General features: G+C 65.5%; 17 protein-coding genes and 1 riboswitch. Of the genes, 13 read left to right on the plus strand and 4 right to left on the minus strand.

Annotated elements, in window-relative coordinates; translation table 11 throughout:
* Window positions 1–2: 2 nt before the first annotated feature.
* Entirely contained in the window at window positions 3–560 is a 558-nt protein-coding gene (locus ABFK29_RS00800; protein ID WP_005858288.1) for a gamma-glutamylcyclotransferase family protein, read from the minus strand.
* 104 nt (window positions 561–664) lie between these two features.
* Here ABFK29_RS00800 and ABFK29_RS00805 point away from each other — a divergent pair, with 104 nt between their 5' ends.
* The 5 genes from ABFK29_RS00805 (at window position 665) to serB (ending at window position 4,274) form a co-directional block, all read left to right on the plus strand.
* Complete coding sequence (locus ABFK29_RS00805; RefSeq protein WP_050772401.1) at window positions 665–1,180, plus strand: RrF2 family transcriptional regulator; 516 nt, start codon at window positions 665–667, stop codon at window positions 1,178–1,180.
* Window positions 1,181–1,187: 7 nt separating this feature from the next.
* Window positions 1,188–1,274, plus strand: a riboswitch (glycine riboswitch).
* Window positions 1,275–1,423: 149 nt separating this feature from the next.
* Complete coding sequence (gene gcvT / locus ABFK29_RS00810; protein ID WP_005858292.1) at window positions 1,424–2,572, plus strand: glycine cleavage system aminomethyltransferase GcvT; 1,149 nt, start codon at window positions 1,424–1,426, stop codon at window positions 2,570–2,572.
* Between the two features lie 18 nt (window positions 2,573–2,590).
* Window positions 2,591–2,950 carry a glycine cleavage system protein GcvH gene (gene gcvH / locus ABFK29_RS00815; RefSeq protein ID WP_005858294.1) on the plus strand — a complete coding sequence of 120 codons (360 nt, stop codon included), beginning with the start codon at window positions 2,591–2,593 and terminating at the stop codon, window positions 2,948–2,950.
* A gap of 96 nt (window positions 2,951–3,046) precedes the next feature.
* Window positions 3,047–3,337: a hypothetical protein gene (locus ABFK29_RS00820; RefSeq protein ID WP_005858296.1), complete on the plus strand. Its 291-nt coding sequence runs from the start codon at window positions 3,047–3,049 to the stop codon at window positions 3,335–3,337.
* Between the two features lie 73 nt (window positions 3,338–3,410).
* A complete protein-coding gene (serB, locus tag ABFK29_RS00825) occupies window positions 3,411–4,274 on the plus strand; it encodes a phosphoserine phosphatase SerB (RefSeq protein WP_005858298.1) in 864 nt (287 codons plus the stop codon).
* 3 nt (window positions 4,275–4,277) lie between these two features.
* On the opposite strand, the gene ABFK29_RS00830 is transcribed toward serB, so the two are convergent.
* Window positions 4,278–5,255, minus strand: a complete 978-nt coding sequence (locus tag ABFK29_RS00830) for an asparaginase (protein WP_005858300.1) — start codon at window positions 5,253–5,255, stop codon at window positions 4,278–4,280.
* Between the two features lie 183 nt (window positions 5,256–5,438).
* On the opposite strand from ABFK29_RS00830, the gene ABFK29_RS00835 reads away from it, so the two are divergent.
* From ABFK29_RS00835 to ABFK29_RS00870, 8 genes are all read left to right on the plus strand, one after another.
* Window positions 5,439–5,969: an invasion associated locus B family protein gene (locus ABFK29_RS00835; protein WP_198135703.1), complete on the plus strand. Its 531-nt coding sequence runs from the start codon at window positions 5,439–5,441 to the stop codon at window positions 5,967–5,969.
* A 10-nt stretch (window positions 5,970–5,979) separates the two neighbouring features.
* Window positions 5,980–6,864, plus strand: a complete 885-nt coding sequence (locus tag ABFK29_RS00840) for a 2-dehydro-3-deoxygalactonokinase (protein WP_005858303.1) — start codon at window positions 5,980–5,982, stop codon at window positions 6,862–6,864.
* Entirely contained in the window at window positions 6,861–7,466 is a 606-nt protein-coding gene (locus ABFK29_RS00845) for a 2-dehydro-3-deoxy-6-phosphogalactonate aldolase (RefSeq protein ID WP_040604508.1), read from the plus strand. The genes ABFK29_RS00840 and ABFK29_RS00845 overlap by 4 nt, the downstream gene beginning before the upstream one ends.
* A 249-nt stretch (window positions 7,467–7,715) precedes the next feature.
* Complete coding sequence (locus ABFK29_RS00850; RefSeq protein ID WP_005858307.1) at window positions 7,716–9,221, plus strand: alkaline phosphatase; 1,506 nt, start codon at window positions 7,716–7,718, stop codon at window positions 9,219–9,221.
* A 104-nt stretch (window positions 9,222–9,325) separates the two neighbouring features.
* Entirely contained in the window at window positions 9,326–9,754 is a 429-nt protein-coding gene (locus ABFK29_RS00855) for a hypothetical protein (protein ID WP_005858309.1), read from the plus strand.
* Window position 9,755: 1 nt separating this feature from the next.
* Window positions 9,756–10,418, plus strand: coding sequence for an ABC transporter ATP-binding protein (locus ABFK29_RS00860; RefSeq protein ID WP_040604466.1), 663 nt, complete (start codon window positions 9,756–9,758; stop codon window positions 10,416–10,418).
* Complete coding sequence (locus ABFK29_RS00865; protein ID WP_005858312.1) at window positions 10,415–11,728, plus strand: ABC transporter permease; 1,314 nt, start codon at window positions 10,415–10,417, stop codon at window positions 11,726–11,728. Before ABFK29_RS00860 ends, ABFK29_RS00865 begins: the two co-directional genes overlap by 4 nt.
* A gap of 186 nt (window positions 11,729–11,914) precedes the next feature.
* Window positions 11,915–12,610: a GntR family transcriptional regulator gene (locus ABFK29_RS00870; RefSeq protein WP_005858318.1), complete on the plus strand. Its 696-nt coding sequence runs from the start codon at window positions 11,915–11,917 to the stop codon at window positions 12,608–12,610.
* 9 nt (window positions 12,611–12,619) lie between these two features.
* Here ABFK29_RS00870 and ABFK29_RS00875 read toward each other — a convergent pair whose 3' ends face one another.
* Together ABFK29_RS00875 and rlmN are read right to left on the minus strand one after the other, a co-directional pair.
* Window positions 12,620–15,100 carry a heavy metal translocating P-type ATPase gene (locus ABFK29_RS00875; RefSeq protein WP_040604467.1) on the minus strand — a complete coding sequence of 827 codons (2,481 nt, stop codon included), beginning with the start codon at window positions 15,098–15,100 and terminating at the stop codon, window positions 12,620–12,622.
* 86 nt (window positions 15,101–15,186) lie between these two features.
* Window positions 15,187–16,371 (minus strand): 23S rRNA (adenine(2503)-C(2))-methyltransferase RlmN, encoded by a 1,185-nt coding sequence (gene rlmN / locus ABFK29_RS00880; RefSeq protein ID WP_005858320.1) that lies wholly within the window; start codon window positions 16,369–16,371, stop codon window positions 15,187–15,189.
* Window positions 16,372–16,471 lie beyond the last annotated feature (100 nt).

Consider the following 16,471-nt stretch of genomic DNA (forward strand, 5'->3'; position numbering starts at 1 on the left):
CGTCACTCGGCCATCACGATGCGACTGCCCAGTGAAGAGAGCGACTCGTCGATCAGGTCCAGAACCTCTTGCGTGGGGGCGATGCTGCGCGGATAGCGCGGCGCCGCGCGATCGTTCAGCACCGATGCCTCCCAGCCGGACGTGGTCGCAAAGAACGCCTCAGCCCCGGCGCGCCCGTGCAGATGGAGAAACCCGCCGATCACCGTATCGAGGTAACTGAGCAGGATCGGGTTGTCCTGACCGGGAACGCCGCTGTGTTCCGGCGGGACGGCGTAGATCGCGATCTGCTCGGCCTCGCTGTCGTGGATCACCTCCGCCGTGGCGTCGTGGCGGGTATAGGCCGCCTCCCGCAGGTCGAGCGCGGCCCAGTCGCCATCGGGCACCGGGGCAATCGCACCCTCGACCTGCCCGGCGGGATCTCGCACCACGCTCAGGTAGCACAAGGGCCGTTGGGGCGTCGCGACCCAGGTCCGCCGCCAACCGCGCACGGTCGCGGGCAGACAAGGCGCATGCGCGTGCGTGGCCGCATTCACGAGGGAGCCATAGCCGAAAAAAAACATGTTTCTCATAGACGGCATTTATTTGTCTGAATTGATGCAAGTCAAACGCTTGTCCGGCGCGAGATGCCATACCTGCCGCGTTAAATGGGATCGGAGGGCTGTCCGTGCGAGTCACCAAGAGAACCAACATCGCCATGCGCGTGCTGATGTATTGCGCGGCGCACACCGAACGGCTGGTGACCAAACACGAGATCGCGCAGGTGTGCAACGCCTCGGAAAATCACCTGGCGCAAGTCATCAACCAGCTTGCCCAGCTTGGCTTCCTCCACACCCAGCGCGGTCGCAACGGCGGGCTGGAACTGGCCCGTCCCGCCAGCGAGATCGTCATCGGCGACGTCTTTCGCCATCTGGAACAGCCCGTCCCTCTGGCCGAGTGTTTCGCCGACGTGGACAACACCTGCCCGTTGACGGAGGCCTGTCGCCTGCGCGACCTGCTGACCAAGGCCGCGAACTCCTTCTACGAGACGCTCGATCCCATCACGCTGGACGCGCTGGTGTGCGACAACGTCCCGCTTCTGGACATCATCGCGCCGCAAGCCAAATGTTCCGGCCGGGTGTCTGTTGCAGCGCGGGCGAAAGGGACGGACAGCGCGCTTGTCATCAACGAAGGCATCCACTAGCGTCCGAAAAATCCAGACGGGAGAACCGGCAACCGCCGGTGCCGAAGGCGCAACCGCCCCGGAAACGCTCAGGCCCAAGGACCGTCGGGAGAACGAAGACTCTGGAGAGTGACGCGCCACGCGTCCGCCGAAGGGATAACGATCTCAGGCGACGGGACAGAGGGGGCAGACGCGGCGTGCCGAGGGGCGCGCCAGACCTGTCCCGGCGCGATGCGGCCCCGGGAATGACCTAGAGGAGCGCGCATGGCCCACGATCACGACCATAGCCACGAACACGAAGACGACGAGGACGGCCTGAAGGAAACCGCGCTGAACGGGCTGCACCGTTCGCTCGGCGCCAAGATGGTGCCTTTCGCCGGCTACGAGATGCCGGTGCAATACGGCCTTGGCGTGATGAAGGAACACCTGCATACCCGCGCCGCCGCCGGCCTGTTCGACGTGTCGCACATGGGCCAGGTCGTTCTGCGCGGACCCGGGCTGGACGAGGCGCTGGAAAAGATCGTGCCGGTCGACATCGCGGGCCTGCCCGAGGGCCGGCAGAAGTACGGCTATTTCACCAATGCCGACGGCGGCATCGTCGATGACCTGATGATCGCGCGACGCGAGGACCACCTGTTCGTGGTGGTCAACGCCGCCTGCAAGGACACCGACCTCACCCTGATGCGGGCCGCGCTGGAACCGGAAGGCGTCCGCGTGAAGTTGCTGGAGAACCGTGCGCTGATCGCGCTGCAGGGGCCGCAGGCAGAGGACGTTCTGGCCGAACACCACCCCGCCGTGCGCGACATGAAATTCATGGACGTGGTAACGCTGCCCTTGGGCGGTGCAGAGTGCTGGATCTCCCGCTCTGGCTACACCGGCGAGGACGGCTTCGAGATTTCCCTGCCCAATCAATCGGCAGAGGCCTTCGTGAAGACGCTGCTGCAGGACGCGCGGGTGGAACCCATCGGGCTTGGCGCGCGGGATTCGTTGCGGCTGGAGGCCGGTCTGTGCCTTTATGGTCAGGACATCGACGAGACGACAACGCCCGTCGAGGCCGGGCTGACATGGGCCATGGGCAAGCGCCGCAAGACCGAAGGCGGATTCGAGGGGGCGGACTATGTGCTTGGCCAGCTTGCCGACGGTGCGAAGCGCAAGCGTGTCGGTCTGCGGCCGGAAGGCCGGGCGCCGATGCGGGCGGGCGTGCCGCTTTTCGACTCGGAAAATGGCGGCGCGCAGGTCGGCGACGTGACCTCCGGCGGGTTCGGTCCGACGGTTGGCGGGCCGGTGGCAATGGGCTACGTCGCGGCGGACTTTGCAGGCGAAGGAACGCGGCTGTGGGGCGAGGTACGGGGCAAGCGGATGGCGGTGGACGTCACGGCGCTGCCTTTCGTTCCGGCAGGATTCAAACGGTGAACGGACAGGAGACGATATATGAAATTCACCGAAGAGCATGAATGGCTCGAAGTCGAAGGCGACCTCGTTGTCGTCGGCATCACGGCACACGCCGCCGAACAACTGGGCGACGTGGTCTTTGTCGAACTGCCCGAAGTCGGACGCGAGGTTTCGAAGGACGACGAGGTGGTAGTCATCGAATCCGTAAAAGCCGCGTCGGACATCCTGGCGCCGCTGGACGGAGAGATCGTCGAGGTCAACGAGGCGATCGTCGAGGATCCGGGCAAGGTGAACGAGGACCCCGAGGGGGACGCCTGGTTCTTCAAGCTCAAGGTCGAGGACCTCTCCGAGCTGGAGGACATGATGGATGAAGCGGCCTACAAGAAATTCATTTCCTGAGGCCGTGCATATGGGAAAGGCGGCGGCGGATAGCCCCGCCCTACCGTATGTCGCGCCTTTTGCAGGCGACAGCAGATCGGTCGCCGGAGCCCTCCGATGGAGATGACCCCGGCACGGTCCGCGATCTGGTCTCAGGTCGGAAAGGCGCTGTCACACCAGATCTTCGACCGGTTCGAGCGTTTCGAGGACGCGGTGGACGAAGCGGTCTCCGGCGTGGCGCCTGAGGATCGTCCCGCCCTTCGCGGCCTTCTGGAAGACATGCTCGCAAGCAGCGAGGACGCACGTGCCCTGTGGGAGAACAGCGGCGCGGGCATCGCCTTTCACGACTCGCGGGGTGCCCGCATGGCAATGGAAATGCTCTTGCAGGCGGTGAAGTCCAAAGGCTGACACCGTCCGGGCGTCTGGTCCTTCCCGCCCCGGCGTGCTTAAAGCGCGCGACATTCCTTGTCGGGGGACCATCATGCTTATCGCCTCGCTCATCGCGAAACCGGGTGCGCTGGACGCGGCCCTTGTGGACAGCCTGCGCAACGCCTTCGGGGGCGGCACCGCGACGTGGCTTGCGCCGGACGAAGCCGCCGAATTCCCGCTGGGTGTGAAACCCGGCAACTTCGACGAGGTGCGCGACAGCATCGCGGCACAAGCGGACCTGAACCTTGTTCCCGAAGCCAACCGGCGGAAAAAGATGCTGCTGGCCGACATGGACAGCACGATGATCCAGCAGGAGTGCATCGACGAGCTGGCCGAAGAGGCCGGCGTCGGTGCGCATGTAAAGGACATCACCGCGCGGGCGATGAACGGCGAACTGGATTTCGAAGGCGCGCTGATCGAACGTGTCGCTCTGCTGAAGGGGCTGCCGGAAAGCGTCATCGACAAGGTCGTCGCCGAACGCATCACGCTGATGCCTGGCGGCAAGTCCCTGATCGACACGATGCACGCCGCGGGCGCACATGCGTCGCTGGTGTCGGGCGGATTCACTGCCTTCACCGCGCGTGTCTCCGCACTGCTGGGCTTCGACGAGAACCGGGCCAACAGCCTGTTGATCGCAGACGGAGAGCTGACCGGCGAGGTCGGGCGCCCGATCCTCGGGCGGGAGGCCAAGATCGAGGCGTTGGAGCAGATCACCGCACGGCTTGGCATCACGGAGGCCGATGTCATTGCGGTAGGTGACGGCGCCAACGACCTCGGGATGCTCAACCGCGCGGGTATGGGCGTCGCCCTGCACGCCAAACCCAGCGTGCAGGCGCAGTGCGACTTGCGGGTCAATCACGGCGACCTGACGGCGCTGCTGTTCCTGCAGGGGTATGCCCGATCCGACTTTGCCTGATCGCTAGAAGACCCCGGGCGCGGGGCGGACCGAACCGGTAACACGCCCGTCCCAGTTACGGATCTCGGGGTTGAGGAAGTGTTTCACGTCCGGATGCTCTGCCTCCAGGACGCCCAAGCGGACCAATATCGCGGCCATGGCGCATTCGGATGCCCGCGTGGCCCCGTCCGCGATCTTGAGCGAGATGCCGAGGCCGCGTTCCGGCAGGATGGCGATGAAGTAGCCCTCGGCACCGGTCTTGATCGCCACCGGCTCATTGGCGGCCTGCATCAGCAGCGTGCAGGCCCGCCCTTCGCCCGCAACAAGCAGCGGGTGGGCAATCATCGCCTCCACCAACCGCACCGCGGATCGTGACAGCAGGTCGCCCCGCTGGCCGGCTGTCGCGTAGAACGCCATCGCCCGCGCCATGCCCGACATGGTGGTCGCGAAGTTCGGCGCGGAACAGCCGTCGATTCCGAAGCCGGGAGACTCGAGACCGGTGACCTCCTCAAAGGCCGAGCGGCACGCCCGCTGCACCGGGTGGTCGGGGTCGCAATAATCCGCCCCGGCGCCAAGATGACGGGTCAGCGTCAAGAAACCCGTGTGCTTCCCCGAACAGTTGTTGAGAACCCGGCCCGGCTCTTCGTGATCGCGGATCATGCCGAGCTTCAGCGCCTTGTCGCGGGACGGCTGCGGCCCGCAGATCAGGTCACTTTCCGACCGGCCGATATCCGCCAGCCATTCGCGCACCGCGGCATTGTGAACGGGCGCCCCTTCGTGGGACGCACAGGACAGCGCAAGCCGTTCGGTAGACAAGGAAAATGCATCCGCCGCGCCCGAGGCGACAAGCGGCAGGGCCTGGATCATCTTCGCCGAGCTGCGCGGCAGGATCACGGCCTCGGGATCGCCCCAGGCCTCCACGATCTCGCCATTTCCGTCGCAGATCACTGCGTGGCCTGCGTGCAGGCTTTCGGCCAGCGGACCGCGCCAGACTTCCACCATGATCCGAGATGCCATACCGACCTCCTTCCGCCTGAGCGACTTTCTGCCAACGGGGCTTTCGCATTTCGCTTCTTTCAGGCTAAAGTCCCGCCGTCGAGAGAAAACACCTCCGCGGACCGCAAAGGTCGGGACAGGGCCGGGCACGCGGACGGTCAGAGGCATGGACAGCTGGAGGCTGCAGGAATGAATTCTACTCTTGGTCGCATGGTTGGCGCCGTGGCGATGATGTTGGGTGCGACCTTTGCACAGGCGCAGGAAAGCAGCACGAACCGGGTCGACGCTATGACCGACTGGTCGGTGTTCGAGGGTCAAAACCCGCGCGAATGCTGGGCCGTGACCACCTACAAGGAAAGCGTGAACACGAAGGACGGCCGCGTGGTTGCCGTGACCCGAGGCGAAATCCTGCTGATGGTGTTTTTCCGTCCCGAAGCAGGCGTCAACGGCCAGGTGGCCTTTACCGGCGGTTATCCGTTTGCGCAGGGCTCCACCGTGAACGTCACCGTCGATGGCACCGAACTCGAAATGTACACCGAGGGCGAATGGGCATGGCCGGCCACGCCGCAGGACGACGCCAAGATTGTGACAGCGATGAAGCGCGGCTCCAACGCCGTGCTGACCGCCGTGTCCTCGCGCGGGACCACGACAAAGGACACCTTCTCCCTGCTGGGCTTCACCGCCGCAGTCGAGGACGCCGAAACACGCTGCAAGTCCTGACACGCCTGACATGAGCGTTCCGGACTGGATTGCCGCCGACTGGGGCACGTCGCACCTGCGCCTCTGGATCATGCGGGGCGACACTCCCTTGCGCCGGATCGACGATCCGCGCGGCATGTCGAAGCTTACTCCGGACGGCTACGAGGCCGTTCTGCTGGAGCTTCTGGGCGACGAGCTGACGGGTCCGACCGATGTCGTCATCTGCGGGATGGCTGGCGCACGTCAGGGCTGGAAGGAAGCGCCCTATGCGGCAGTGCCCTGCGCGATCCCATCCGAAGGCATCCCTGTCCCCACCTCCGATCCCCGCCTGCGCGTGCGCATCCTGCCGGGGCTTAGCCAATCCAGCCCTCCCGACGTCATGCGCGGAGAAGAGACCCAGATCGGTGGCTTCCTGGCCGCAGAACCCGGATTCGACGGCGTCCTCTGCCTGCCCGGCACACATACCAAATGGGTGCATGTCAGCGCGGCAGAGGTCGTTTCGTTCCGGACTTTCATGTCCGGCGAACTCTTCGATCTGCTGTCGACGCAATCGGTGCTGCGCTTCTCCGTCAGTGACGGATGGGAGCAGGGCACCTTCCTCGAAGCCGTCAACGATGCGATGGGCCGGCCTGCCACAGTCGCCGCGGACCTCTTTGCCATCCGCGCCGGAAGCCTTCTGTCGGGCGATGCGCCCGGAGCCGCGCGCGCGCGCCTGTCCGGCCTGTTGATCGGTCTCGAACTGGCTGGCGCCCGCCCCTACTGGCTGGGGCAGGAAGTCGTCATACTGGGCGAAAGCGCGCTGGCAGAAATCTATCGTACCGCGCTTGCCGCGCAGTCTGCCATGGTCCGGACCGTATCGGTCGAGGGCGTGACGCTGACCGGTCTGACCGCCGCTTACAGCAGAAGGACCGCCTGATGCGGAACATCATCGCCATTCTCCGGGGCCTCACGCCGTCCGAAGCGGAACCCGTGACCGAAGCTCTGATTGCCGCCGGGATCACCCGCATCGAGGTGCCCCTCAATTCGCCGGAGCCGTTCGACAGCATCGCGCGGATGGTGCGCTGTGCAGGGGATCGGGCGGTGATCGGCGCGGGCACCGTATTGGACCCCGCCGACGTTCTACGTCTGAAAGACATCGGCGCGCGCATGGTCGTCTCTCCCGACTGCAACCCGCGCGTGATCGTTGCGACCAAACAGGCGGGGATGGCGTCCTACCCCGGCGTCTTCACCGCGACGGAGGCCTTCACCGCCCTGCGCAACGGCGCCGACGGGCTGAAGTTCTTTCCTGCGTCCAAACTGGGTCCGGACGGACTGTCCGCGTTGAAGGCGGTGTTGCCTGCGGGAACCGCGACGTTTGCCGTGGGCGGCGTCGGGCCGGAAGACTTCGCGGACTGGCATGCGGCCGGTGTGTCCGGCTTCGGCATCGGGTCCCAGCTTTTCAAACCCGGACGGACCTCTGACGACATCGGCAAGCGCGGGGCAGAGATCGTCACCGCCTTCGACGCAGTTTTCCGCTAACTCGCGCATTTCCGGCAAGAATTTTCGGTTGACAGCGCGACGTTACTGAATAACATACCAATCGTGCGATAAGATAACATGCGCACATTGGTTGGAACGGCTCTGATCGTTTTTTCGCAGTCCAATACGTCAAGTATCGGGCAGGACTGTGAAATGTTCGTGTTTCATGAACTCGTTACGAGGGTGTCACACTGCCGAGACCTAGCGGCTCTATCGGCAGGCTGTAATTCGCCAACTGGGAGCACCCCGATGAAAAAGACCCTCGTGTCGATGGCAGCCATTCTGGCCGCCACCTCTGCCTTTGCCGAAAGCCATGGCATGGACCTGCCGCAAGCCGGTTCCGACTGGTACGCCGCCGGTCAGTCGCACATCGAAGCAATGCTCGCCCGTCAGCCGAACACCGGCCGGGCCAAGAACGTCATCGTCTTCGTCGCGGATGGCAACGGTGTCGGCACAAACTACGCCGTGCGCCTGTTCGACGGGCAGCAGAAAGGCTTGCTGGGCGAAGAGAACGTCCTGCCCTACGAGACGACGGACTGGTCCTCGGCGCTGGTCAAGACGTACAACATCAACGCCCAGACGCCGGACTCCGCGCCCACTGCCGGTGCGATGAACACCGGCGTCAAGCAGCGCTTCAACCTCATCAACCTCGGTGAGAACGGGGTCCATGGCGATTGCGCCACCGAGGAAGGCAACCGCCTGACCACCTTCGCCGAGATCGTCTCGGGCATGGACAAGTCCGTGGGCATCGTCTCGACCGCGCGCATCACCCATGCCACCCCGGCGGCCGTCTATGCCAAGACCGCCAACCGCAACTGGGAAGGCGCGATAGAGGGTGACTGCGAGGGTTCGAAGGACATCGCGACACAGCTTATCGACCAGATGGAAGCGGGCGTCATCGACGCAGCCATGGGCGGCGGCGGCCGCTTCTTCCTGCCGGAAGGCGAAAGCAACGGCCAGTCCAAGGGCCGCCGCACCGACGGCGTGAACCTGATCGAACGTGCCACTGGCCTGGGCGCCCAGTTCGCCGAGGACACCGCCGGTTTCGAGTCGCTGACGATGGACGCGCCGATCCTCGCCCTGTTCAACGACAGCCACATGGAATACGAGGCCGACCGCGCCGACGAGGATGAACCCTCGCTGGCCGACATGACCCGCAAGACCATCGAGTTCCTGTCGCAGAACGAGAACGGTTTTTACATGGAGGTCGAGGCAGGCCGCGTCGACCACGCCAACCACGACGGCAACGCCTACCGCACCCTGTCGGACGGTGTGGCCTTTGCCGAGGCCGTGGCTCTGGCCGACGAGATGACCGATGACGCCGACACGCTGATCATCGTCACCGCCGACCACGAACACGCCATCGCGTTCAACGGCTATTGTGGGCGCGGCTCCGACATCCTTGGCCTGTGCATGGGCGTTTCCAAGGACGGCGAAGCCAACGACGGTACTCCGCTGACCGCCGCCGATGGCAAGCCCTACACCGTAATCGGCTACCTCAACGGTGCCGGTTCCGTGCTGAAGGAGCCGACCGACGGCAGCAACGACTGGACCGGTTCGCGCAACGACCTGACTCAGGAAGAAGCCACCGATATCGACTACGTCCAGCAGGCGCTGATCCCGATGTCGTCCGAAACCCACTCCGGCGAGGACGTGTCGGTCTATGCCAAAGGTCCGTGGTCGCATCTGTTCGACTCCACAATCGAGCAGAACGTAATCTTCCACGTGATGAAGCACGCGGTGGACGCGCAATAATCGGCCGTAAAGGCTGAGTTCGGGCCGCCCCATGCCGGGGCGGCCCTGTTCGTCCGACATGACATGTGGGACACCAAAGACAGATCAGACCAAGGAGACGGACCATGGACCGCCGCACCGCCCTGACCACCGTTCTCGCCGCGCCGTTCCTTTTACCGACGCTCGCCCGGGCCGCCGACGGGCCTGCCAAGATCCGGGAACTCTACGAAAAGAACGGCGATTTCTCACCGTTTGCCCGGAACGCCACCGGCCAGCGCATCCTGTTCGAGGGGTTCATGGCCCCGCCACTGAAGGCCGAATCGCGCTTCTTCGTGCTGACGAAACGCCCCATGGCCGTCTGCCCCTTCTGCGAGACAGAGGCCGAGTGGCCCGACGATATCCTTGCGATCTACTCGAAGCGGATCGTCGACGTAGAGCCCTTCAACGTGAAGCTTGCCGTGAGCGGCGACCTGACCCTCGGGGCCTACAAGGACCCCGACACCGGCTTCCTGAGCATGGCCCGCCTGCTGAACGCCACTTACGAGCGCGCCTGACATGGGTCTCGCTTTGCACGTCCGGGACCTGACCGTCGTTTCGCGGAGGGGGCGCATACTGTTGTCTCTGCCCGCGCTAGACCTGCCCGCCGGCGGCCTTCTGGGCGTGCGCGGACCGTCGGGTGCCGGGAAATCGACACTGCTGAACGCGCTGAGCGGGCTTCTGGATGCCAGGGGCCGCGTCCAGTGGGGCGAGACCGACATCGCCAGCCTGTCGCCCGACCTTCGGGCCGCATTCCGCGCCGCGCAGATGGGCATGATCTTCCAGGACTTCCTGCTGTTCGAGGAGCTTTCGGCAGAGGCCAATGCCGCACTGACCGCGCAATTCGCGCCCGCCGCCAGCCGTGCGGGTATCCTGTCCCGCGCCAAGGACCGGCTGTCCCGGCTGGCCGTGGCTGAGGGTGCGCGCACGGTCGAGAGCTTCTCAGGCGGGGAACGGCAGCGGGTCGCGGTGGCACGGGCGTTGGCCTCCGATCCGCAGGTGATCCTTGCCGACGAACCGACCGCCGCGCTGGACCGGACCGCCGCCGACCGTCTGGTGGCCGACCTGGTCGGCCTGTGCCGCGACGGAGGCAAGACGCTGGTGGTGGTCAGTCACGACCTGCACCTGCTGGACGCGATGGACCGCGTCGTGAACGTGGAAGACGGACAGGTGACCGGATGAAGGACCTATGGGACACCCTGCCAGTGACGGTGCAGGACATTGCCGTGGCTGTCGCCCTGCTTCTGCCGCTTGTGGTGATCGGGGGTCTGCTGCTGCGTGGCTTCCGTCCGTACCCGCTGATCCGCGCCCTGCTCTGGCGATTCCGCTGGGCGAACCTGCTGTTCGTGCTGCTGATCGCCACGTCTGTCGGTATGGGCATCGGCCTCATTGCACAGGAACGCGGGCTGCGGATCGGCACCGCACGGGCGGCGTCGAAGTTCGACATGGTCGTCAGCGCGCCCGGGTCCGAACTGACGATGATGATGGCCGCCGTCTACCTGCAGGCCAGCGACGTGCCGCTTCTGGACGGGGCCGCCTATGACCTGATCGCCAACAACCCGCAGGTGGAAATCGCCGCTCCCATCGCCTTCGGAGACAGCTACAAAGGCGCACCGGTGGTCGGGACCATCGCCGATTTCGTCACCTACCTGTCCGACGACCGGGTCCAGGGCCGCCTGTTCCAGCAAAGCGGAGAGGCCGTGGCAGGCGCCGCTGCCGGACTGAAGGTCGGCGACCGCTTTACGCCGCAACACGGACATGGCCCCTCGGCCGACGAAGAAGCGCACGAGGGATTCGAGATCGAGGTGGTCGGCCTTCTGCCGCGAACGGGCTCCCCCTGGGACCGCGCCGTGCTTATCCCGGTCGAAACCGTCTGGGAGGTGCACGGCCTCGCCAACGGGCACGCCTTCGACGATGGCGACCGCATCGGCCCCCCCTTCGACCCGGCCCTTTTCCCCGGCACGCCCGCCGTGATCGTCCGCGCCAAGGAACTATGGGCCAACTACGTGCTGCGTTCCGAGTTTACGCGCAAGGGTGAGATGATGGCCTTCTTCCCAGGCACCGTTCTGTCGACGCTCTACCGCGTCATGGGCGACATCCGGCAGGCCATGTCCGTCATATCCGTGGTGACTCAGGTCCTTGTCGCTGCTTCCGTTCTGCTGGGCCTCTTCATCCTGTCGCGCCTGTTCCAACGACAACTCGCGATGCTGCGCGCGCTTGGCGCGCCGCGCCGGTTCGTCATGGCCGTCGTCTGGGGCTACGGTGTGGCGTTGTTGATGGCGGGCACCGTCCTGGGACTGGTCTTTGGTCTGGGAGCCGCGTCGGTCCTGTCCCAAATCGTGACCGCACGCACCGACATTCTCGTGACCGCCGCAATCGGCTGGCCCGAGATCACGCTGGCGTTGGCCTTCCTGTCGGCCACGTCGATCCTGTCGCTCATCCCGGCTGTGATCGTTCTAGCCCGTCCGATCGTGGAGTCCCTGCGCGCATGATGAAACTGTTCGTCGCCCCGGCCCTGCCAGCCACTCCGCCATACACCGGAGAGCTTGAAATCGAAGCCGCCAATGCGCGCAAACACAGCCACGCCGGTCACCGTCACTGACCCGGGGATACGGGCGTGTTTGACGGAAAGCGCGCCGCGCGCGTACACATGTAGTACACATCCGGGGAGGACAGTGATGACCGTCAATAAAAAGACCGCATGTCTCGACGACCTCAGGATGCGAATTCTGAAGCTGGACCTCCCGCCCGGTGCCGAGCTCGACGAAACGCAGGTGGCCGCCGGTTACGGGTTGTCGCGAACGCCCCTGCGCGAGGTCTTTCAGGTGCTGGCAGGAGAGGGCTACCTGCGATTGGAACACAATCGGGGCGCCCGGGTGGCCGCCATGGACCTTGCGGCGCTGCGTTGCCTTCTGCAGACCGGTCCGCTGCTTCTGGCGACGATGGCCCGTCAGGCCGCCGAGAACCGCGAAGACGCCGCGCTTCCCGCGCTGCGCGACGCGCAGGCCGCCTTTGCCGCCGCGACGGACGAAGGCGATGCAGCGGCAGCCGCGCTGTCCAATCACAGCTTCCACACACAGATCGCCTGCATGGCCGCGAACCCTTACCTGATGCCCGCGCTACGGCGCCTGCTGATCGACCACACACGCCTGACCCAAGGCTTTTTCCAGCCGGTCAAGAAAAAGGAGAAGAAGCAGGTCAGAAAGGTGTCGCAATACCACGCCGCCCTGACAGCCGCGATCGAGGCGCAGGACCCCGAGGCCGCCGTTTCGAACATGCTCCAGAATTGGGACCTGTTCCGGGAGCGGATCGGCAAGCTGATGACCCCCGAGGCGCTGCCGATCTCGGTGGAGACCGCCGAAGCGATGGCCTGACGATCCGAGCTACTCTCCCGCGTTCAGCGCCGCCGGCCTATCCGGCTGACGGGGCACGTCTGGCCGATCCGTGCCGGAAAGCCCCGCCCCCAATCCGCGCAGCCGGAGGGCGTTCGTCAGGACGAACACCGACGACAGCGCCATGGCCCCCGCCGCGAGCATCGGCGAAAGCATCAAACCGGTCAGCGGGTAGAACACTCCGGCAGCGACCGGGATCAGCACGACGTTGTATCCGAAGGCCCAGAACAGGTTCTGGCGGATGTTGCGCATGACATGGCGGCTGACGTGGTGCGCGGTCACAACCCCGGACACCCGGCCCGACGCCATGACAACGTCGGCACTTTCGATGGCCACATCCGTGCCCGTGCCAATGGCCAGCCCAACCTCTGCCGCAGCCAGCGCGGGGGCGTCGTTGATGCCGTCACCGACGAAGGCCACCGCGCCGAAGCTTTGCTGCAGGTCGCGCAGCGCGTCCAGCTTGCCCTCCGGCAGGACCTCTGCCGTGACGTGCGCGATGCCGAGGTCACGGGCGATGGCCTCTGCCACCGGGCGCGCATCGCCGGAAATCAGCGCGACCTCCAGCCCTTCCGCCTTAAGCGCGGCAACAGCAGCGCGGGCGTCGGGTTTAAGGCGGTCGGCCACACCGAAAACGGCAGCGATCTGCCCGTCGACCGCAACGAGCACCGGCGTCTCTGCCGCCTGCGCGGTCCGATCCAGCGCATCGGCAACCGGCGCCGTGTCGATCCCGCGCGCCGTCATCAGGCGCGGGGCACCGACGAGGATGGCACGGCTTTCCACAGTGGCCTCCAGCCCAAGGCCCGGCAGCGCGGTCACCTCCTCGGGCTGCGGCGCATCGGGGGCGGCGCGCATCAGGGCCTGGGCGATGGGATGCTCGGACCCCTGCTCTGCCGAGGCCGCAAGACGCAGCACCTCATCCACGTCGAAACCCGGCGCGGCCATGGCGTGGCTCAGCTCGGGACGTCCCTCCGTCAGGGTGCCGGTCTTGTCGAAGGCCACCAACTTCACGGTGTCGAGCCGTTGCAGCGCATCGCCCTTGCGGAACAGCACGCCCAGTTCGGCGGCGCGCCCCGTCCCGACCATGATCGACACGGGCGTCGCCAATCCCATGGCACAGGGGCAGGCGATGATGAGCACGGACACGCCCGCCACCAGCGCGAAGGTCAGGCCCGGACCGAAGATCAGCCAGACCAGCGTGGTCAGAGCGGCCAGCGCCAGAACGGCGGGCACGAACCACAACACCACCTTGTCGGCGAGTGCCTGGATCGGGAGCTTGGCGCCCTGCGCCTCTTCGACCAGCGCGACGATGCGGGACAGGACGGTGTCCTTGCCGACAGCCTCCGCCCGGTAACGCAGCGTGCCGTTGCCATTCACCGTGCCGCCGGTCACGCCCGCGCCTTCGGCCTTTTCCACCGGAGCAGGTTCGCCGGTCAGCATGGCTTCATCGACGAAGGACCGCCCGGTCAGGACGATCCCGTCCACGGCGATGCGCTCTCCCGGGCGGGCAAGCAGCAAATCGCCTTTCTCAATGTCCTCGATGGCGGTTTCAGTCACCGTGCCGTCACGGTCTACCATGGCCATCGCGGGCCGCAGGCCGACGAGATGACGGATCGCAGCGCCGGCCCGCCCTTTCGCCCGCGCTTCGAGGAAGCGCCCCAGCAGGATCAGCGTGACGATGACGGCGGCGGCCTCGAAATAGACGGCGCGCGCGGTGTCCGGCAGCAGCCCCGGCGCCATGAGCGCGACAGTCGAATACACCCACGCCGCCAGCGTCCCGAGAGCGACGAGCGTGTTCATGTCCGGTGCGCCCTTGACCAGCAGCGGCAGACCGATGCGATAGAATCGGCGGCCGGGCCCGATCAGGACGGCAGTCGTCAGGAGGAACTGGATCGTCCACCACGTCGACTGGCCGAGCGTCATGGTCAGCCAGTGGTGAAACGGAGGGAACAGGTGGCCCCCCATCTCGCCGATGAAGACCGGCAGGGTCAAAGCGGCGGCAACGGTCAGGTCACGCTTAAGCCGGGCCTGCTCGACCTGCTGGCGATCTTCGGTCGCTTCCGCGTCCTGCAACGGCTTGGCCGGATATCCGGCGTGTGTGACAAGTTGCGCCAGCGCAGAGGCATCGGTCGAACCGGTCAGGCTGACGACCTCGGCGGTTTCGCTGGCGAGGTTCACGGATGCGCGCAGCACACCCGGCTGACCGGCCAACGCCTTTTCGACACGCGCGGCACAGGAAGCACAGGACATGCCCTCGATGGCGAGGCGCGTGTGGCTTTCGGCGGCCGGATAGCCTGCTGCCTTCAATGCCGCCTGCAGCGTGGCCGCCCCTGCGCTGCCGCTGACCTGTGCTGTCTTGTTCGCAAGGTTGACGGAGGCGCTGTCTACACCGTCCGCGCCCGCGAGTGCGCGTTCGGCGCGCCCGGCGCACCCACCACAGTTGAGTTTCGTGACTTCGAATCGCAAATCGGTCATGGGTTGCGCCTCCTGACCGGTCACATAGGGGTTCCAGTAAGGGGAGGGTCAAGACCCGCTTTCCGCTTTCGCCAAGACGACGAACCTCAGCCGGAGCGGACCTCAGCCTCGATCTCTTTTCGGGACTTTCGGGAGCGTTCGGTGGCGGACTTGAGCTGCCCGCAGGCGGCCATGATGTCCTCTCCGCGCGGTGTGCGGATCGGTGAGGCGTACCCGGCCTTGTACACGATGTCGGCAAAGCGTTCGATCCGGGACCAGTCCGACCGTTCGTAGGGCGACCCGGGCCATTCGTTGAACGGGATCAAGTTGATCTTCGCCGGGATGCCCGCGATCAGCCGGACCAGCCGCCGCGCGTCCTCGTCACTGTCGTTCACGTCTTTCAGCATCACGTATTCGAAGGTGATGCGTTCCGAGTTCGACAGCCGCGGGTATTCCCGCAGCGCGTCCAGCAACGTCGCGATGTTCCAACGCTTGTTGATCGGCACCAGCTTGTTGCGGACCTCGTCGGTCGTGGCGTGGAAGGAGACCGCCATCAGGCAGCCGATTTCCTCGGCGCATTTCGCGATCTCCGGCACGACGCCCGAGGTCGACAACGTGATCCGGCGGCGCGACATGGACAGACCCTCGTGGTCCATCGCGATCTTCATCGCGTCGCGCACGTTGTCGAAGTTGTACAGAGGCTCGCCCATGCCCATCAGAACAATGTTGGACAGAAGGCGCGGCCCCTGCTCGCCTGTGCCGGTGCCCGGTTCCGGCCATTCGCCAAGATCGTCGCGCGCCAGCATGATCTGGCCGACAATCTCCCCTGCGGTCAGGTTGCGGACCAGTTTCTGCGTGCCGGTGTGGCAGAACGAACAGGTCAGGGTGCAGCCCACCTGCGAGGAAACGCACAGGGTGCCGCGGTCTTCCTCCGGGATGTAGACCGTCTCGACCTCATGGCCGCCCGCGATCCGGACAAGGTACTTGCGCGTCCCGTCGGCCGAGACCTGCTTGGACACGATTTCCGGCAATGCGATCTCGAAGGTTGCATCCAGTTTCGCGCGATAGTCCTTCGCAAGGTTGGTCATCGAGTCGAAGTCGCGGACGCCCCAGAAATAGACCCATTGCCAGACCTGATTGACCCGCATCTTGACCTGCTTTTCCGGCGTGCCCATGGCCAGAAGCGCATCGCGCAGCCCGGCCCGGGTCAGACCGACCAGATTGATCTTGCCGCCTTCCGGCAGCTTGCGCGGGATCGTCACGAGATCCTGGGTGATGGGTGCGTCAGACATGAGAGGCGTCCTTCGGATAACAAGCGGCCTGTATACAGGATTCGGGTGGAATTTCCATGCCCTTCGGCGCCACAGGGCGCGCTGCCGGCATGACAGACCC

The organism is Sagittula stellata E-37, from assembly GCF_039724765.1.
In the GTDB taxonomy this organism is placed as follows: Bacteria; Pseudomonadota; Alphaproteobacteria; order Rhodobacterales; family Rhodobacteraceae; genus Sagittula; species Sagittula stellata.

Bases quoted from the DNA above. Each gene is read 5' to 3' on its own strand.
- serB (WP_005858298.1), top strand. From the start codon at position 3,411: ATGCTTATCGCCTCGCTCATCGCGAAACCGGGTGCGCTGGACGCGGCC.
- ABFK29_RS00850 (WP_005858307.1), top strand. From the start codon at position 7,716: ATGAAAAAGACCCTCGTGTCGATGGCAGCCATTCTGGCCGCCACCTCT.
- ABFK29_RS00855 (WP_005858309.1), top strand. From the start codon at position 9,326: ATGGACCGCCGCACCGCCCTGACCACCGTTCTCGCCGCGCCGTTCCTT.
- ABFK29_RS00865 (WP_005858312.1), top strand. From the start codon at position 10,415: ATGAAGGACCTATGGGACACCCTGCCAGTGACGGTGCAGGACATTGCC.
- ABFK29_RS00840 (WP_005858303.1), top strand. From the start codon at position 5,980: ATGAGCGTTCCGGACTGGATTGCCGCCGACTGGGGCACGTCGCACCTG.
- ABFK29_RS00870 (WP_005858318.1), top strand. From the start codon at position 11,915: ATGACCGTCAATAAAAAGACCGCATGTCTCGACGACCTCAGGATGCGA.
- gcvT (WP_005858292.1), top strand. From the start codon at position 1,424: ATGGCCCACGATCACGACCATAGCCACGAACACGAAGACGACGAGGAC.
- ABFK29_RS00875 (WP_040604467.1), bottom strand. From the start codon at position 15,100: ATGACCGATTTGCGATTCGAAGTCACGAAACTCAACTGTGGTGGGTGC.
- gcvH (WP_005858294.1), top strand. From the start codon at position 2,591: ATGAAATTCACCGAAGAGCATGAATGGCTCGAAGTCGAAGGCGACCTC.
- ABFK29_RS00830 (WP_005858300.1), bottom strand. From the start codon at position 5,255: ATGGTGGAAGTCTGGCGCGGTCCGCTGGCCGAAAGCCTGCACGCAGGC.
- rlmN (WP_005858320.1), bottom strand. From the start codon at position 16,371: ATGTCTGACGCACCCATCACCCAGGATCTCGTGACGATCCCGCGCAAG.
- ABFK29_RS00820 (WP_005858296.1), top strand. From the start codon at position 3,047: ATGGAGATGACCCCGGCACGGTCCGCGATCTGGTCTCAGGTCGGAAAG.
- ABFK29_RS00860 (WP_040604466.1), top strand. From the start codon at position 9,756: ATGGGTCTCGCTTTGCACGTCCGGGACCTGACCGTCGTTTCGCGGAGG.
- ABFK29_RS00800 (WP_005858288.1), bottom strand. From the start codon at position 560: ATGTTTTTTTTCGGCTATGGCTCCCTCGTGAATGCGGCCACGCACGCG.
- ABFK29_RS00835 (WP_198135703.1), top strand. From the start codon at position 5,439: ATGAATTCTACTCTTGGTCGCATGGTTGGCGCCGTGGCGATGATGTTG.